Source organism: Streptomyces griseus subsp. griseus (assembly GCF_003610995.1).
Taxonomy (GTDB): domain Bacteria; phylum Actinomycetota; class Actinomycetes; order Streptomycetales; family Streptomycetaceae; genus Streptomyces.
Genome location: NZ_CP032543.1, coordinates 5,657,336 through 5,673,870 on the forward strand (window position 1 = coordinate 5,657,336; position 16,535 = coordinate 5,673,870).

Annotated in this window: 13 protein-coding genes; 9 read left to right on the forward strand and 4 right to left on the reverse strand. The window is 70.4% G+C overall.

The annotated features are described in order from the left end of the window. Positions 1 to 102 precede the first annotated feature (102 nt). The 3 genes from D6270_RS25635 to eccE form a co-directional block, all read right to left on the reverse strand. The gene (locus D6270_RS25635) at positions 103 to 336 is read right to left on the reverse strand and encodes a DUF397 domain-containing protein (RefSeq protein WP_015611831.1); all 234 of its coding nucleotides are present in this window, start codon (positions 334 to 336) and stop codon (positions 103 to 105) included. A gap of 97 nt (positions 337 to 433) precedes the next feature. Then, on the reverse strand, positions 434 to 1,156 hold the full coding sequence (locus D6270_RS25640) for a hypothetical protein (protein ID WP_109163303.1): 723 nt from the start codon (positions 1,154 to 1,156) through the stop codon (positions 434 to 436). Positions 1,157 to 1,185: 29 nt separating this feature from the next. Then, positions 1,186 to 2,523 (reverse strand): type VII secretion protein EccE, encoded by a 1,338-nt coding sequence (eccE, locus tag D6270_RS25645; RefSeq protein WP_109163302.1) that lies wholly within the window; start codon positions 2,521 to 2,523, stop codon positions 1,186 to 1,188. 183 nt (positions 2,524 to 2,706) lie between these two features. Between eccE and eccB the strand changes: the two genes are divergently transcribed. From eccB to D6270_RS25680, 7 genes are all read left to right on the forward strand, one after another. Then, the gene (gene eccB, locus D6270_RS25650; protein ID WP_109167272.1) at positions 2,707 to 4,233 is read left to right on the forward strand and encodes a type VII secretion protein EccB; all 1,527 of its coding nucleotides are present in this window, start codon (positions 2,707 to 2,709) and stop codon (positions 4,231 to 4,233) included. Between the two features lie 14 nt (positions 4,234 to 4,247). Then, a complete protein-coding gene (gene mycP / locus D6270_RS25655) occupies positions 4,248 to 5,513 on the forward strand; it encodes a type VII secretion-associated serine protease mycosin (RefSeq protein WP_109163301.1) in 1,266 nt (421 codons plus the stop codon). Between the two features lie 150 nt (positions 5,514 to 5,663). Beyond that, on the forward strand, positions 5,664 to 6,113 hold the full coding sequence (locus D6270_RS25660) for a DUF2563 family protein (RefSeq protein WP_109163300.1): 450 nt from the start codon (positions 5,664 to 5,666) through the stop codon (positions 6,111 to 6,113). After that, positions 6,110 to 7,774 carry a WXG100 family type VII secretion target gene (locus tag D6270_RS25665; RefSeq protein ID WP_109163299.1) on the forward strand — a complete coding sequence of 555 codons (1,665 nt, stop codon included), beginning with the start codon at positions 6,110 to 6,112 and terminating at the stop codon, positions 7,772 to 7,774. The genes D6270_RS25660 and D6270_RS25665 overlap by 4 nt, the downstream gene beginning before the upstream one ends. Positions 7,775 to 7,802: 28 nt before the next feature. Beyond that, entirely contained in the window at positions 7,803 to 9,044 is a 1,242-nt protein-coding gene (locus D6270_RS25670; RefSeq protein ID WP_109163298.1) for a S8 family serine peptidase, read from the forward strand. A 73-nt stretch (positions 9,045 to 9,117) separates the two neighbouring features. Beyond that, positions 9,118 to 9,480 carry a WXG100 family type VII secretion target gene (locus D6270_RS25675; RefSeq protein WP_093692934.1) on the forward strand — a complete coding sequence of 121 codons (363 nt, stop codon included), beginning with the start codon at positions 9,118 to 9,120 and terminating at the stop codon, positions 9,478 to 9,480. A 34-nt stretch (positions 9,481 to 9,514) separates the two neighbouring features. Further along, entirely contained in the window at positions 9,515 to 9,814 is a 300-nt protein-coding gene (locus tag D6270_RS25680; RefSeq protein ID WP_093692935.1) for a WXG100 family type VII secretion target, read from the forward strand. A 232-nt stretch (positions 9,815 to 10,046) separates the two neighbouring features. Here D6270_RS25680 and eccCa read toward each other — a convergent pair whose 3' ends face one another. Beyond that, positions 10,047 to 14,021 (reverse strand): type VII secretion protein EccCa, encoded by a 3,975-nt coding sequence (eccCa, locus tag D6270_RS25685; protein ID WP_109163297.1) that lies wholly within the window; start codon positions 14,019 to 14,021, stop codon positions 10,047 to 10,049. 420 nt (positions 14,022 to 14,441) lie between these two features. On the opposite strand from eccCa, the gene eccD reads away from it, so the two are divergent. Further along, positions 14,442 to 15,944 (forward strand): type VII secretion integral membrane protein EccD, encoded by a 1,503-nt coding sequence (gene eccD, locus D6270_RS25690; protein WP_109163296.1) that lies wholly within the window; start codon positions 14,442 to 14,444, stop codon positions 15,942 to 15,944. A 197-nt stretch (positions 15,945 to 16,141) separates the two neighbouring features. Beyond that, positions 16,142 to 16,432 (forward strand): 30S ribosomal protein S15, encoded by a 291-nt coding sequence (gene rpsO / locus D6270_RS25695; RefSeq protein ID WP_015611843.1) that lies wholly within the window; start codon positions 16,142 to 16,144, stop codon positions 16,430 to 16,432. Positions 16,433 to 16,535: the final 103 nt, after the last annotated feature.

Sequence of the window (16,535 nt, forward strand, 5' to 3'; positions counted from 1 at the left end):
CTAATCGCCATGGGGCGCACTCCGGCAGGCCGTATCGCACGGCAAAGAACGGCGAAAGGCGGTGGCCTGGCCCGGCCACCACCCTCGTGCCGCGTGCGACGCCTACTTGAGGTCGAACTCACCGTCGCGGGCGCCCAGGACGAAGGCCCGCCACTCCGCCTCGGTGTACCGCAGGACGGTGTCCGGGTCCAGGGACGAGCGCATGGCGACCGCGCCGCCGGGCAGATGTGCGATCTCGACCCGCTCCTCGACGTCCTCGGTGCCGGGTGCGCTCAGCCACTCCACCCCCGAGATGTCGAGAGCGTAGAGCTCGTCCTTTTCCTGCTGGGTGCCCATGCCGGCGTCCCTTCCGATCGACCTGTCGAGCCGTGTGTCGTTGCCTGGCCCATGCTCCCTGGCGGGAGCGGCCTTTGGGGTGAGAACGGGGGAGGAATCAGTCCATCCGGCGAGCTGTGCCCAGCAGCCCGGTCTCCGCGTCCGTCGCACTCGTCATCACCCAGTGGCGCTCGCGGCCCGCCACCCAGAGCGTCACCCCGTCGGCCAGCGTCGGCAGCGCCTCGCTCTCGGCCGGTGCCAGCCCCAGGATCCGGCCGATCTGCTTCGCCTCGTCGGGCGAGACCCGCTGGATGCCGACGAGAGCCGAGGAGCGCAACAACCTGGGTGCCACGGGGCTCAGATAGGGGAGCAGCGTCAGCACGGACTGCCAGGGGGAGGAGATGACCCGGCCTCGGGGCGGTCGCATGCCGCAGTCGCGGATGACCACCACGGGGCTGCCGACCGTGGCGCCGGTCGGCGGGACCCGGCCCACGTCGTACAGGGAGACGCACTCCAGCCCGGCGCCCGCCGCCTGCGCCAGCGTGGTCCAGGCCTGGACCCGGCCGGTCTCGACCGCCACCCGCGCACCCGTCCCGGCGGCGCGCAGCGCCAGCACCTGCGCCGTCCACAGCCCGCCGATCAGCGTGACGTCGTACGCGACGGGCCGGTGGAACCCGATCAGCTGCGGGCGCCCCTCCGCGTCGTCGCCGATGATCACGCCGTCGTCGCCGACCGGGAGCGACAGGGCCCCCAGGTGGTCGGTGAGCACGGTGTGGCCCGCGTGGCGGGGGCCGAGCAGCCCGCGCCTGGCCCCGGCCCGCTCCGCCGTGCCGCGCCCCACCGCTGCCCCGCCTCCTCTCGCTCCGCTTCTCACCGGGCTCCTCCCAGGGGGAGCGTCGCCAGCACGCCCGGCAGCTGTTCGCGGTCCAGCCGCGCCAGCCCCACCTTGGCGTGCCGGGCGGCCTGCTCCAACGTCCTTCGTACGCCGACGAGTTCCGTGTCCGACCCGCCGGTCACCCGGACCTGGCCGCTGACGCTCGTCTCGCCCTGCCGCGCCCCGCGCCGCACGGTCAGGCTGAAGGTCGTGGCGTACGCGGGGACCGACGTCAGCAGCGCGACCAGCTGCGGCAGCGGCGTCGCCCCCCGGCCCAGCTCGGGCCAGCGGTCCACGGCGTACGTGGTGTGCCACCGGTCGTCGCAGCGCCAGACCCGCGAGGTCTCCATCGTGCGCCGCTGCGGCGGAGCGTCCGGCCGTCCGGCGCGTCCCGACAGCAGGGGGTTGGCGCAGGCGGAGGTGGCGACGGCCGAGTTCAGCTCCTCCTGGTCCAGCACCACGGCCCGGAACCCGGCCCCCGTGATCCGGCTCGCCACATGGTCCGCGACCCGTACCAGAGCGCGCTGGGCCCCCTCGATCCCGCCGCCACGCGCCTCGACGGCCTCCCGGCACAGCTCCGGGTCCAGCTTCAGCGCGACCCAGGTCATCCGGAGCGCGGGCGCCCCGGTCCGGTCCTGGAGGGGTCCGTACGAGAGGCGGGCCACCGACTGCTGCGGCAGATGCGGCGCGGGAGCCGCCCGTACCTGCTGCACCAACTGCGCCGACTCCAGCACGATGTCGTCGACCTGGAGGGCATCGCCCAGCAGCGACAGCGGCAGCGAGCGCGCGCCGGACGCGGGCCGCAGCGCCTCGCCGCTCGCATCCACCCGCACCGCCGCCGTCAGGAAGGTGCCGTCACCGAGCATGCCCACCGTGCGGTGGTCCCGGTCGACATAGATATAAGGAGCGAAGCCGGGCACGTTCTCCGCGACCGGGGCCAGCATCGGCTCCGCGTCGACGGCCGGAGCCGCCGCCCGCCGCCGGGCCCTGAGCGTGAGGGCGCCCGACAGCCATTCCTGGAGCGCGCGGCCCCGGCGGCGTACCACCGCGAGCAGCACCAGCACCACGACGAGCACGCCGGCGGGCACCAGCCAGGCACCGCCGAGCGCCGCGCCCACCACGGCCACCGCGAGGGCCGCCTCGATGAGCAGCAGCTGCCGCCGCAGGGGCCGGACCCGGCCGGTCCGCGCGGTGGCGCGCAGGGTGGTGGCGGCGGGGGCGGCCGACGGGGTGTCAGGGGCTGTGACGGCCGGCCCGTTGCTGCGTTGCCGGCGGGAAGAACCGGAGGCCCGGCGGCCGGATCGCCCGGGACGCTCGCGCGTAGCTGCACCCATTGCCGCGTTGCCCCCTCGTGTCCCGTATCCACCGTTTTCCGTACGGGTGTTGATCGGTGGGTCACCCTACCTGAGCAGTGGGGGCCGAGCCCCCGGGGGCATAGTAGGGGCCCGATGCGACACCAGGGGCCGAAGACGTGTGTGGCACCCTGGTCGACCATCGGGGAGAAGGGGCAGCGGAACATGGCATCACGGCGGGATGAGCTCAACGCCTACACCTTTGCGAAGCGGAGGTTGATCGCACAGTTCCTGCAACCCAACCCGACCGGCTCCGAGGAAGGCGCACCGCGCCCGCTGCGCGCGGTCGTGCCGGGAGCGATCATCGGCGTCGTCGTCCTCGCCGTCTTCGGCGCCTGGGGCATGTTCAAGCCGGTGGCCCCCAAGAACTGGGACACCCCCAACGAGAACGTCATCATCGCCAGCAAGTCCACCACCCGCTATGTGGTGTTGACGACCGACGGCAAGAAGCAGCTCCACCCCGTCCTCAACATGTCCTCGGCCAAGCTCCTGCTCGCCCAGGACAAGGGCAAGGTCGTCAACGTCGACGAATCGGTTCTGGACGACGGCACGATCCCGCACGGCGCGACCCTCGGCATCCCGTACGCCCCCGACCGGCTGCCCGACCCCAAGGACGCCGGCTCCGCCAAGCGCTGGGCGGTCTGCGAGCAGCCCGGGGAGGGCGGCCGGGCCATCCAGAAGGCGGCCTTCGTCTTCGCCGAGCGCGAGGAGGGCAGGACCGAGGGCAAGGCGAAGCTGCGCGGTGGCGAGATGATGTACGTCGAGGGCCCCGACCGGACCCGCTACCTCGTCGACGCCGCGGGCAAGGCCTACCCCGTCACCGACGACGAACTGCTGCTGCGCACCCTGGTCGACCCCGACGCCAAGCCCCAGCGGGTCTCCGCCGCCTGGCTCGCGACGCTGCACCGGGGCGACCGGATCACCTTCCCGACCCTGGACGGCGTCCCCGGCGCCCCCGCGAACGTCCCGGGCACGCTGGACGCCGGCACCAACAAGGTCGGCATGGTCCTGGCCGCCACCGCCGGAACCAGGACCCAGCAGTACGTCGTCCTCCCCGACCGGGTCGCCCCCGTCTCGGACTTCATCGCCAAGCTCCTGCTCAGCAGCCGGGACCTGGACAAGCTCGGCCAGGCCGGCCAGGAGAAGCCGGTGGGCGCCTCGGCGTTCTCGCCGGGCCGGGCCTTCGGCGCGGAGCTGGACTGGCCCGTCCACGAGCCGAAGGCCGTCAACTCCCCGGACATGACGAAGGGAAGCCGTAACACCGTGTGCAACGTCCTGCGCGACGTCGACGCCGACAACGGCGCCACCACCCTCTCCACCTGGGTGGGTACGCGCTTCCCGGCGACGCTCCCCACCGGCTCCTCCAGCGCCTACGTCACCCCCGGATCCGGTGAGTTCTTCCGCCAGTTCCAGGGCTCCAGGACCGACGTCGGCTTCCTCTTCCTGGTCACCGACACCGGACTGCGCTACGCGATGCAGTCCAACAGCGACAGCGGGCAGGACGACTCCGGCATCGGCGCGTCCGGCTCGAAGCAGGAGCGGGAAGCGCGCCGGCAGGAGGCCCAGCAGGCGCAGAACCTGCTCGGCTACAAGGACGTCGACCCCACCCCGGTCCCGGCCGCCTGGTCCACGTTCCTGCCGACGGGCCCACGGCTCTCGACGGGCGCGGCGAGCCAGCCGCAGGGTTCGTGAGGAGCGGCAGGCCGATGACGCGCCCCACGTCTTCTACCGCGTCCTCCCCGGCCAGGCACCTCCTGACCACAGCGGCGGCCACCGCGGTCCTCCTGATCGCCCTGCCGGTCCCTGCGGCCGCCGCGGACGACGCGACCCAGTGCACGTTCGACGGAGAGAAGTACCCGGGCCGCCCCTGGTCGTTGCAGCGCGTCCTCCTGGACGAGCTGTGGAAGCAGTCCACCGGAAAGGGGGTACGGGTCGCCGTCATCGACACCGGCGTCGATGTGAAGAACCCCCAGCTGACCCCCGCCGTGGACGTCAAGGCCGGCAAGAACTTCCTGCCGAGGAAGCTCAGGACCGAGGACGGCCGGGAGATCGAACGCGGCAAGGAGAACGGCACCACGGACACCGTGGGCCACGGCACCAAGGTGGCCGGCATCATCGCCGCCCGCGAGGCGAAGGGCACGGGCTTCACCGGCCTCGCCCCCGACGCGACGATCATCCCGATCCAGCAGAACGACGCCCACGGCAACGGAACTGCGGACACGTTGGTCCGGGCCATCCTCTACGCCGCCGACACGGCGAAGGCCCACATCATCAACATCTCCCAGGACACGGCCGACGCCGTCGCACCGACACCACGCCTGGAGCAGGCGATCGACCACGCCCTGACCAAGAACATCGTGGTCATCGCCTCGGCGGGCAACGACGGAGTCGGCGGCAACGTGAAGCGGACCTACCCCGCTTCGTACGAGGGCGTCCTCGCCGTCGCCTCCTCGGACCGCAACAACGAACGCGCCTACTTCTCCCAGGCCGGCCCGTTCGTCGGCATCGCCGCCCCCGGCGTGGACATGATCTCCACCGTCCCCGGCGGTGGCCACTGCGCCGACAACGGCACCAGCTTCTCGGCCCCGTACGTCGCCGGGGTCGCCGCGCTGATCAAGGCCAAGCACCCCGACTGGACGCAGCGCCAGATCGTGGCCCAGCTCCAGCAGACGGCGGAACGCTCGGTGGCCGGCCACGACCGCCACGTGGGCTGGGGAGTCGTCGACCCGGTACGCGCCCTCACCGAGGACGACAAGCCCATCGACCGCCCGGTCGCGAGCGAAGGCATGAGCAAAGGCGAAGCCCCGACCACCGCCCAACTCCAGCTCGGCGAAACGGCCGACGAACGCAACGCCCGCCTCGCGACGTACGTCGTCGTGGGCGGCGGCGTCCTGGTGGCCGCGATCGCCGGTGCGGCAGTGGCCGTACGGGACATGAGGCGCCGTACGAGGCGGCTGGCGGGCGACAGCTGACGGTCGGGAGCTTCCGGTGACCGCATGAGACAAGTCACGGGGCCACCAACCCAATTGGCCCGTCAGCACGCAGTGACTAGAGTTACCGGTTGAGATGGGCTCGGATCGCACCGGTGCGATAGCAACGCAGAAGGATCCGAGCAAACGGGGATGCACAACGGGGAGGACGGCATGGGGACCGGTCCAGGTGACCTCAGGCGCGGAGTAGGCGCGCTGGAGACGTTCAAGAAGCGGGTGGACGCCCTGCTCACGGACCTGGAAGGCTCGGCGGCCGGCAAGTCGAAGGTGGCGGCACAGACGGTGTCCCGCGCCTCCTTGAGCGGCCCGAACGCCCGCTTCGCCGAGGCGGACGGCCTCTACACGCAGTACAACCGCGTCCACGAGTCCCTGGTCTCGCTCTCCAAGTCGCTGGGCGACCAGATCGAGTACCTGAGCCTGGGCGTGCACGCGGCGGCGGTCGGCTTCGACAACGTGGACGACGAGACGCGGCGGCGCTTCCACGAGATCCAGACGCGGATGGACCGGGAGCGCGAGAAGGCCGTCAAGCCCGAGGCCGACAACCGCGAAGGCCAGTCCGGCGACGGGTGGGAGACGAAGTGAGCGACGAGAACCAGCCGGAACTGACCCCTGCCGAACAGCAGAAGCAGGACGAGGGCCGAGTCAGGACCCAGCTGGTCGTCACCGATGCGACGGAGCTGGGCAGGGAGATCCTGAGTCTGTTCCCTTTCGGAGGAGGTGGCGGCAGAGCAGGCCGTACCTCCTTCGAGGGACATGACCTCAACGCCATCATCGACTTGGTGGAGAACGCCAACCCGGCGGACATGGAGAACGCGGGCGAGGCACTCAAGAAGGCCAGGGACGCGATCCGGAGCGCGGCGAAGGAGCTGGGCCACCACATCGACAAGGTCGACTGGCAGGGCGACTCCGGCGAGGCGTTCCGCACGTGGGGCAAGGGCCTGGTCGCCCACGCCGAGAAGCTCGGCGAGTTCGCGGACGCGGCAGGCATCCAGATCACGGTGGCCGCCACGGGCCTGGCATCGGTGCGGAGTTCCATGCCGCCACGCGACCGTCGGATGATCCAGACGGACGTGGACGACATCCTGTTCCCGGCCCGCACCGATACCAACCCGGCGTACGCGGCGGCCCTCACGGTGGAGAAGAACCGCCAGGAGGCCATCAACCAGATCAACCGGCTGGCGTCGTACTACGCGGTGTCGGAGGAGGCGCTGGCTGCGCAGGAACCGCCGCGGTTCGATCAGAAGCTTGGCGTCGACATGCCCAGGCCGCAAGGTAGTAAGGACGGGATGCCCGCTGAGGGCGTGCCCAGAGGGGCAGACGGTCTCGGTACTGCTCCGGCACCGGGCCCCCCGGTGCGTGCGGCAGCAGGGGAGCTTGATGCTGCAGCCATCTCCAGCGGCCGGAACCCAGGCGAGGTCTTGGGCCCTGCTCCGGTGCTGGACAAGAGCACATCCACCGAGATCAACAGTGTCGCGACTCCTACCGCTCCTACGACGCTGACCAGCAACGCACCTTCCCCGTCGGTCTCCAATGGGTCAGGGGCAGGGGGCGCACAGACACCTCCCATCGGGACCAATCTCGGGAACCAGCTCCCGGCAAGCTCCTCACGGTCCACAGGATCGGCAGGCGTGTCCCGGTCCGTCAGCCAAGTTGGTAGAGGTTTCGGCAAGGCGGTTCCGGCAGGCGGGAGTGCCACGGGCGCAGGTAGTGCTGGCGCGCCTGTCGGACGACCGAGCCCGCCATCAGCAACGGGGCGCTCCGGTGGCGGTACGCAGCCGCCCGTGGCCGGTCAGTCCGGAGTGGCGGGCGGCCGTCCCATGGCGGCCCACGGCGGCACAGCAGCGCCGGGCAACTCTCGTACAGGACAGGGCAACGGCATCGTGGGTGGTACTCCGCAGCGGGCTACTTCCGGGGCCTCCGGAACTGGCGGGGCTCGTGCAGTGACGCGAGGAACGGTGATCGGCGGACCCGGGGCGAGCGGCAGTGCGCCGCCCTCCGGCCGGCGTGGCGCGCCTGTCTCGGGCGCCAATGGAGTGGTCGGCGTTCCCCGAGGAACGTCGGGCTCCGGTTCCAAGGGCTTCACAGCCGGGGGCGCAGGCCTTGTCCGTGGCCCTGCCGGTCGGAAGAAGACCGACCGTAAGGATGAGGAGAACACCGGGTCGACTCGTCCGGACTACCTGACGGAAGACGAAGAAACATGGACGGCCCGACGGCGCGGAGCCGTGCCGCCGGTGGTCGAGTAGCAGCCCGAGGGAAGGTTCGGAAGCCAGGATGACGGCGGGAATGAGTCGACCGCAGAGGCGCGTATTGGGTGCACTGGCGGTGGCCGCTGCGTGGAGCGTCGCCCTCACCGGAGCGGCACAGCCAGCCGCTGCAGCCGACGTGCAATCCAAGCAGTGGTACCTCGGCGCGCTGCAGGCTGAGGAAATGTGGAAGACCTCGACCGGTGAAGGCATCAAAGTCGCGGTCATCGACACGGGTGTCAACCCGAACACCCCCTCCCTGAAAGGGCAGGTGCTCAAAGGCTTTGATGCCACAGGGGCCGCTGGGGATGAGAATGACGATTACAACGGGCACGGCACGAATATGGCCGAGCTGATTGCCGGTACAGGATTCGGCGGAGGCCTTAAGGGGCTTGCCCCAGGGGTGAAAATTATCCCCATGCGTATTACCGACACGGAATTCCAAAACGAGCACTCTGTTAATGCTCGCGATTCTGAAGATGCCATTCGTGCCGCTGCGGACAGTGAAGCAAAGATTATCAGTATGTCCTTCGGTAGCCTGTACTCCACGAGGGGTGAGCGCGAGGCGGTTGAGTACGCCGAAAGCAAAGGGAAGCTGTTCTTCGCTGCCGTCGGTAACGATGGTGCAGGGAGCAACAAGGAGGAGTATCCAGCCGCCTACCCTCAGGTGGTAGGTGTCGCATCGGCGGATCGGAACGGGAAGGTGGCGGAGGATTCACAGAACGGGAACATGGTGGATATCGCTGCCCCTGGAAAAGAAATTCCGCGATGGTGTGACAATTCATTCCAGAATTACTGTTATGGCGGAAGCGGTACCAGTTCCGCCACAGCCATCGCCTCCGCCTCCGCCGCCCTCGTCTGGTCCGCCCACCCCGACTGGACCGCCAACCAGGTCCTCAACGTCCTCTTCGAGACGGCTAGCCGTAGTTGGAAGAAGGGCGACCGCAGCGCTTACCTCGGCCACGGCCTCATCCGCCCCGCGATGAACATCCTCAAGGGCAAGGGCGACCCCGGAGACCCGGACATCAGCCCCCTCACCAACGAGCGCACCGGCGGCTCCCCAGCGTCGCCCGCCCCCTCAGCCTCCGCCCCCCAAACGCCCGCTCAGAACGAGAGAGCCGATCAGGCCGACGAGACCGTCGCCGCAGGCGACAGCGAGAAGGCGGCGGACGGCGGCGCCCCCCTGAGCCTGATCATCGGCGGCATCGCAGGCGTCGCCGTCCTCGGGGGCGTGGTCTTCGCCGTCGTCCGCAGACGCGGCGCGGCCTGACCACAGGTACCTCACATGTACCGGCCGGCGCTCCACGCCGGCTTGCAGCATCCACCGGAACGAAAGGAAAGCCATGTCAGCAGACCAGAAAGTCTCAGCTGAAGCCCTGATCAGGCTCGAAGGCCAGCTCACCGAGAGGTTCGACTCGGTGAAGGGGCAGCTCAAGCAGTTGCACGCAACGATCGACAGCCTGGAAGGTGCCTGGAAGGGCATCGGGGCCGGTCACTTCAACCAGAAGCAGAACGAGATCAACCGGAGCATGGTCGGCATCGGCAAGGAGCTGCTCCGCTTCCAGGAGGCCATCAAGGCCGCCCGCACCATTTCGGACAACACCGAGGACCAGATCAAGGCCGCCCTCATGGGTGTGGACGTCGTCGACGGCTACTCGGGCGACGCCGCGGCCACGGCCCGGACCTCGAACCTGAACAACTTCTGACCGGTATTCCGCAACTCGACTGAAGGAGGACCTCATGGCCACCAACGACGGTACGACGGTCGTCACTTATGCCAGCCTCGACCTCGCGGCCGCCTCGATCGATCGTCAGGCCAAGCAGCTCGACCAGGACCTCCGGGCGATCAAGAGCATGATCGCCTCGGTCTCGGAGCTGTGGGAGGGCGAAGCCAAGTCCGCCTACCGCAGCGCGCAGGACCGCTGGGACACGCAGGCCACGGGCATCAAGGAGAACCTCGCCCAGATCTCCCGCGCCGTGCGCGACGCGGAGACGGCCTACCGCAGCGGTGACAAGCGGGCGGCGGCCAACTTCCACTAGCCGATCCGGCTGGTAGCAGGCCGCGCAGCGGCACATCAGGGTGGACACGCGCGGGAGGTGTCCACCCTGACGGATGTCCGCATTACGTCAGCACAAGCAACGCGCAGGCAGTGCACCGGCAGTGCACCGGCAGTTCAAAGAGAGGGGGACCGAACATCCAGCGCCCCCACCCGCACCCCCACCCGCACCCGCCCCCGCACCTGAACACCCGGCTCTGCCCCCCGGGGGCCACCTACCCCTCCTCCACCAACCCCGTCTGCACCAGCGGATTCCCCCGCCGCCGCGTGACGAAGACGCCCCGCCCAGCCGGCATAGGCCGCGGCCGTACGCCCCCGAGGACATCGCCCTCCATCGGGTCGCCCGACAGCAGCACGCCCTGCGCGCCCAGCTCCGTCATGCGCTGGAGGAACGGGTCGTACAGCGCCCGGCTCGCCCCCGCCGTGTTGCGGGCGATGATGAAGCGGACGCCCACGTCACGGGCGAACGGGAGCAGCTCCGTCAGTGATGACAGCGGGTTGCCGCTCGACGTGGCGACCAGGTCGAAGTCGTCGATGATCACGTAGACCGTCGGTCCGCGCCACCAGCTGCGGTCCCGCAGCTCCTGGGCCGTCACGTCGGCCGACGGTGTGCGGCGCTTCATGAGGTCGTGCAGGGCGACCATGTGGTGGTCCATGTTGTTGGACATGGGGATGTACTCCGCCAGGTGCGACGCCGGGGTCACATCCAGCAGCGAGCGCCGGTTGTCGATGACGAAGAGCTTGCAGGTGTCCCCGTCGTACCGCTCGGTGAGCTGCTTGACGACCAGCCGCAGCAGGTTGGACTTGCCGGACTCGCTCTCGCCGAAGACCAGGAAGAACGGGTCGTGGTCGAAGTCGACGAAGACCGGCGCGAGGTTGTTCTCGTCGATACCGATGGAGATCCCGCGCTCCGGAACGGCGTGGCCCGGCGGGAGTTCGGCCACCGGCAGGGAGCGCGGCAGCAGACGGACCTTCGGCGCGGGAGGAGCCGTCCAGTGCCGGGAGACCTCCGCGTTCATCGCCGCCGTCGCCTCGGACAGGTCGCTGTCGGAGTTGATGCCGTCGATCCGCGGCACCGCCGCCATGAAGTGCAGCTTCTCCGGCGTCAGCCCGCGCCCCGGCACCCCGGCCGGCACATTGACCGCGATCTTGCGGTCCAGCTCGGAGTCCATGACGTCGCCGAGCCGCAGCTCCAGGCGGTTCATGAGGTGGTCCTTCAGGCTGGCCCTGACCTCCATGGACCGTGACGCGGTGACGATCAGGTGGATGCCGTAGCCGAGGCCTCGGGCTGCGATGTCCACGGCGGCGTTCTCCAACGCCTCGTAATCCGTGCGGAAGTTGCCCCAGCCGTCGATGACCAGGAAGACGTCACCCCAAGGCTGGTCCGTCACCGAGATCTCGCCGCGCGCCCGCATCCGGCGGTAGGTGGCGATGGAGTCGATGCCCGCGCTGCGGAAGTACTCCTCGCGCCGCGACAGGATGCCGTACACCTCGGCGACCGTACGGCGCACCCGCTCGGGGTCAAGCCGTGAGGCGACCCCACCGACGTGCGGCAGGCCCGCGATGGACGACATGCCGCCACCACCGAAGTCGAGTCCGTAGAACTGGACTTCCTGGGGGGTGTGGGTCAGCGCGAAGCCCGCGATGAGCGTACGGAGCAGGGTCGACTTGCCGGACTGCGGGCCACCGGTGATCTGCATGTGGCCGGCCGCCCCGGAGAAGTCCCGGTACAGCGTGTCGCGCCGCTGCTCGAACGGCTTGTCGATCACACCCAGCGGTACGACGAGACGCCCCGAACCCTCGAACCCGGGCTGCGTCAGCCCGCGTCCCGGCACCGGCGCGAGCCCCGGCAGGATCTCGTCCAGCGACGGCGGGTTGTCCAGCGGCGGCAGCCACACCTGGTGGGCCGAGGCGCCCCGCCCCTCCAGCCGCCGCACGATCACGTCCAGCACCGTGTCCGCCAGCGCGTCGTCGTCCCCCGTCCGCTGCTCCGGCACCCCGGCCCCGGCCCGCGGGCTCGGCTGCACGTACCGCACCGGCACCGGCGCCGCCGTGAACGCCACGGGCCTGCGGTCCAAGGGCAGCGGGCCCCCGGACGCGTCCGCCCGCCGGCCCCCCGCCCGGTACACCCCGGACACGTACGCGGCCTTGAACCGCACCATCTCCTCCGTACCGAACTTGAGCAGCCCTGAACCGGGCACGTTCGGCAGGTGGTACGCGTCGGGCACCCCGATCGCGGCCCGGGACTCGGCCGCCGAGAAGGTCCGCAGACCGATGCGGTACGAGAGGTACGTCTCCAGACCGCGCAGCCGCCCCTCCTCCAGCCGCTGCGAGGCCAGCAGCAGGTGCACGCCCAACGAACGGCCGATCCGCCCGATCTGCACGAACATGTCGATGAAGTCGGGCTTCGCCGTCAGCAGTTCGCTGAACTCGTCGATCACCAGGACCAGTGAGGGGATCGGCTGGAGCGGCGCACCCGCCGAGCGCGCCTTCTCGTAGTCGTGGATGTTGGCGTAGTTGCCCGCGTCGCGCAGCATCTCCTGGCGGCGGTTGAGCTCACCGCTGATGGAGTCGCCCATGCGGTCGACCAGCGTCAGGTCGTCCGCGAGGTTGGTGATCACCGCGGCCACGTGCGGCATCTGCGCCATACCGGCGAAGGTCGCACCGCCCTTGAAGTCCGCGAGGACGAAGTTGAGGGTCTCCGAGGTGTGCGTGACGGCCAGGCCGAGCACCAGCGTCCGCAGCAGCTCCGACTTCCCGGAACCCGTGGCGCCCACGCACAGCCCGTGCGGGCCCATGCCCTCCTGCGCCGCCTCCTTGAGGTCCAGCATCACCGGCGCGCCGCCCTCGCCGACGCCGATCGGCACCCGCAGCCGCTCGGCCTGGGAGCGCGGCCGCCAGGTCCGGCTGACCTCGATGGATGCCGCGTCCCCCAGGTTCAGCAGATCGGTGAACTCCAGGTTGGCCAGCAGCGGCTCGTCGTCGTCCTCGCCCGTCGCCATGTGCAGCGGGGCCAGCTGCCGGGCGAGCGCCTCGGCCGCCTCGTAACTCAGCAGGTCCGGCACCCCGTCGTAGACGAGCCCCTGCCCCGACTCCAGTTGCAGCGACTGCGGCTGCACCACGACGGAGAGCCCCCCGCGCGCCCCCTGCACCTCGCCCGGCACCACCTCGATGACCGTCACACCCTGGAGCCCCTCCGCCGAGGCGAGCACCGACATCGGGGGCACCGACTCGCCGTCCAGGACGACCACGATGTGCGGCTGCTCCAGGAGCGGCTGGCCGCCGGGCTGGAAGCGGGGGCGGCCGTCGAGACGGGCCGCCAGCCGCTGTTCGAGCTCCAGGACGCTGGTGGTGATCAGGCGCCGGCTGCCGGCACCGTCGACCGAACCCTTGTCCTGTACGTGGGGGAGCCACTTCGCCCACTCCCACCGCCGGGCCTCCTCGCGGCCCGTCGCGACCGCGATCACCAGGTCCTCGGGGGAGTGCAACGAGGCCAGGGCACCGACCACGGCCCGCGCCGAGGAGCGCGCGGAGTCCGCGTGACCGCTGATCGTCAGGTGGTAGAAGGCCCGCAGCGACACCGCCATCGGCAGGCCGTCCAGGGTGGAGTGCGTCGTCAGGAACTGCTGCATCGCCCCGGCGGTCAGCGGCTCCAGCTCCTCGACCGGCGCCGTCTCCGGCGCGATCAGCGGCGTGGCCAGCTCCTGGCTGCCCAGACCGATGCGGACCTGCGCGAAGTCGGCGTCACCGACCCGTCGCTCCCACACCCGGCTGCCCTCGGCGACGAGCGCCCACAGCTGCTCGGGCGAGGGATGCAGATAGAACTGCGCGTCACGCTGCTTGCGCGCGGTCCTCACCACCGTGCGCCGGGTCTGCGTCAGGTACTTCAGATAGTCCCGCCGCATGTCCGCGAGCTGACCCTGGGTGCCCCGCCGGAAACGCACCATCATCGCGATCGCCATGGCCACCGTGGAGGCAATCATGATCACGCCCATGATCCGCATGATCGGGTTCGGCGTCATGAAGAAGAAGACGACCGAACCACCCATGCCCAGCATCGGCAGGAGCTGCATGAGCATGCCCTCCTGCTGGCCCCGGGGCAGTTCCGGCGGAGGTTGCAACTGCACCTGTTCGACCGGCACTTCGGAGGGCAGGGCCCGCGGTGGGCGCTTGACGACGATCTGGCTCACAGCTCACCAATTCCCTTGCCGGACGGAAGTGTTCCTATCGGCGCCCCCGTGGCGACGGGCCCCATCCGCGGGATGGATCCTACTGGCGGAGCGGGGGCCGGAGGGCGGTAGGGTGTCGCGATGCGTATACGCATCCGCTAACTACCGCAAGAAGGCGGTCATTCGGGACGAGGGGCGATATCCACCGTCCTGAGCAGTGTCTCCGGCGGACGTTCCGGAACGGCGCGCGGCGGTTCCGGAACGTCCGCGGACACCCCGCAGCGGCGGCACGGACGCACAGCGCCGAGGCGCGGAAGCAGGGACGCGCAGAAGTACGGACGCGCAGAACTGCGAAGGTGCAGAAGTACGAACGCGTAGAGAGATACGGACGCGCAGAAGTATCAAGGTCCAGAGCGGCAACAGGGGGAGCAGCAGGTGACAATGACGGCCCAAGCGGCAGCCACCACGACCGGCCGGCCGGGTCACGGAGTTCCGTCCGGCAACGGCACGGGCTTCTGCCGGGTCACGGTCGTCGCCCCCGACAGCCGGGTCGACGTGGCCCTGCCCGAGGACGTGCCCGTCGCCGACCTCTACCCCGAGATCCTCCGGCTCTCCGGACAGAGCCCCACCCCCGGCGCCCCCGTCGGCTACCACCTCGTACGCCGTGACGGCACCGTCCTGGACAGCGCCCGTACGCTGGCCGGCCACCGTATCCTCGACGGCGAGCTGCTCTCCCTGCGGCCCTTCGCCGAGTCGCTGCCGCCCGCCGTCTTCGACGACGTCTCCGACGCCGTCGCCACCGCCGTGGCCAAGGACCGCACCCTCTGGGGCGACTCCCTCATGCGCGGCGCCGGCCTCTTCGGCGGCTCCGTCCTGCTGACCCTGCTCGGCTTCGTGCTCTGGACCGCCGACCCCCGGCACGACATGCACGGCCTGCCCGGCATCCTGGCCGCGGTCACCGCCGTACTCCTGCTCGCCCTCGCCTGCGTCCGCGCGCGGATCTACGACGACCGGGGCTCGGCCATCGCGCTCGGCACCGGCGCCATGGTGAACGCCGCGGTCGCCGGCTCCGGGCTGCTCTCGCTCAGTACCGGCCAGGGCGTGGGCCGGCTGCAGTTCCTGCTGGCCTGCGCCGCCGTGCTGGTCGTCGCGGTCATCCTCATGATCACCGCACCCGGCGGCGACGGCCCGTTCGTCGCGTTCGTCTTCGCCGGCGCCACCGGCCTCGTCGTCACCTTCATCGCGATCACGGCGGAGCTGGCGCCCATCGAGGCCGCAGCCGTCTGCGCCCCCTTCGCCGTCGGCGCCCTGGCCTTCCTGCCCGGCCTCTCCACCCGCTTCGCCCGCCTCCCCATCGGCTTCGAACCGCCCCGCTCCGCCGTCGGCGACTACGGCACCTCCGAGCCGGCGCCCCAGGGCCCGGTCGACGCCGTACGGATCGCCGCCCAGGCGCGCCGGGGCCACGAGCTGCTCCTCGGCCTGGTCGGCGGCTGCGCCCTGGTGGCCGTGGCCGCCGCCGCGGTGCTCGGCTTCTCGGACAACGTCTGGGGCCGGCTGCTCGCCCTGGCCACCGGGGTCGCCATGCTGATGCGGGCCCACCTGTTCCGCTACACCGCCCAGGTCGGCTGCACCCTCGCCGCGGGCCTCGGCTCCCTCGTCCTCCTGGGCCTCGGCCTCTCCCTCAACCCGCCGCTCACCCTGGTGCGCGACGCCCTGCGGGGGGACGGCACCGCCCTGGACATCCGTACGGTGTGGCTCGCCGCCGCCGTCGCGGGCGTCGCCGCCCTGATCACCGCCATCGGCCTGATCGTGCCGCGCAAGGGGGTCACCCCGTTCTGGGGCCGCTTCCTGGAGATCGCCGAGACGGTGGTCCTGCTCACCCTGCTGCCGCTGTGCCTGGCGGTCTTCGACGTCTACCGTTCGATCCGCGCCCTCACCAGCTGACCACCGGAGAGGGCCGGAGAGGGCCGTCCGGGTGTGACCCGAATGGCTGGTACTCTGACCAATGGCCGTTTGTGTACGCCTCTCCGGGTCTTCCTGGGGACTGCGCTCATCGGACCTTCGCCTCCGAGTCACGGAAGCTCCCCTGAGATCAAGACCAGGGGCACTCGTGGGCGCTTCGAACACCAAGAGGAGTACGCGTGCCGCTCGACGCCGCTACGAAGAAGCAGATCATGTCCGACTTCGCGCAGAAGGAGGGCGACACCGGGTCCCCCGAGGTCCAGGTCGCCATGCTTTCCCGCCGGATCTCGGACCTGACGGAGCACCTCAAGACGCACAAGCACGACCACCACTCCCGTCGTGGTCTGCTGATCCTGGTCGGCCAGCGTCGCCGCCTCCTGCAGTACCTGGCCAAGAAGGACATCCAGCGCTTCCGTGCGCTGGTCGACCGCCTCGGCATCCGCCGCGGTGCGGCCGGCGGCGCCAAGTAAGTACGCCGTGGAGAGGGAGCGGTTCCCGCGTCTGAGGGGACCGCTCCCTTTTCTGTACGTGCGCGACCGGTGCCAAGCTCAGTAACCTGGACACCGGAACACC

Coding starts and splice junctions, on each gene's coding strand:
- D6270_RS25635 (WP_015611831.1), bottom strand. CDS start 336: ATGGGCACCCAGCAGGAAAAGGACGAGCTCTACGCTCTCGACATCTCG.
- eccE (WP_109163302.1), bottom strand. CDS start 2,523: ATGGGTGCAGCTACGCGCGAGCGTCCCGGGCGATCCGGCCGCCGGGCC.
- eccB (WP_109167272.1), top strand. CDS start 2,707: ATGGCATCACGGCGGGATGAGCTCAACGCCTACACCTTTGCGAAGCGG.
- mycP (WP_109163301.1), top strand. CDS start 4,248: ATGACGCGCCCCACGTCTTCTACCGCGTCCTCCCCGGCCAGGCACCTC.
- D6270_RS25660 (WP_109163300.1), top strand. CDS start 5,664: ATGCACAACGGGGAGGACGGCATGGGGACCGGTCCAGGTGACCTCAGG.
- D6270_RS25670 (WP_109163298.1), top strand. CDS start 7,803: ATGACGGCGGGAATGAGTCGACCGCAGAGGCGCGTATTGGGTGCACTG.
- D6270_RS25675 (WP_093692934.1), top strand. CDS start 9,118: ATGTCAGCAGACCAGAAAGTCTCAGCTGAAGCCCTGATCAGGCTCGAA.
- D6270_RS25680 (WP_093692935.1), top strand. CDS start 9,515: ATGGCCACCAACGACGGTACGACGGTCGTCACTTATGCCAGCCTCGAC.
- eccD (WP_109163296.1), top strand. CDS start 14,442: ATGACGGCCCAAGCGGCAGCCACCACGACCGGCCGGCCGGGTCACGGA.